A 556-nucleotide genomic window follows, 5' to 3' on the forward strand; every position below is an offset into this window, starting at 1 on the left:
AGAATGCGAGCGCAGCAAAAATGATGCTGTGGGGAAAGCTTGCTTTCCTAAACAGTATTTATTTTTGATGCATTGGCACGCAGTGCCATGAGCGATAAAGCCGTAGGCTTTAGAGCTTCGCATTCGTAACTTTGACTGATTGTTTATCAGTCATCAGAACCCAAATCTCCATTTGAACTCTGATCACTGGTAAACCCAGCGTTAACAGCACTGCCCTGCTGATTGGGTTGGCGCTGAGGGATTGTTGTCCCTCTCTGCCGGTATTTATTTTTAACTTCGGCAGCGCTTCTGCCTTAAGTCTCTCTCTTTTAAATTTGGCGGCCACCTACTCTCCCACACCGTCTCCAGTGCAGTACCATCGGCCGTCCGGGTCTTAACCATCGTGTTCGGGATGGGAACGGGTGTTGCCCCCGGACGCATCGCCACCAAAAGGCTCGAGTTCTTAGCGAGGTCTTTCCGAGCTTTAGAACGAAGCCTTGTTCTTCAGTCTCGGCGAGGTTTTCCACGAGCCGTTAGCCCGAAGAACTTCCTCCTTTTTGACTCTCCCTGACAACTC

At 50.2% G+C, this 556-nt stretch carries 1 rRNA gene; it reads right to left on the bottom strand.

The window, feature by feature from the left end:
- Positions 1-312 precede the first annotated feature (312 nt).
- Positions 313-430: ribosomal RNA gene (gene rrf / locus FNY66_RS15360) — 5S ribosomal RNA — on the bottom strand.
- Positions 431-556: the final 126 nt, after the last annotated feature.

It is taken from the genome of Mediterraneibacter catenae (genome assembly GCF_008691045.1).
GTDB lineage: Bacteria > Bacillota > Clostridia > Lachnospirales > Lachnospiraceae > Mediterraneibacter > Mediterraneibacter ornithocaccae.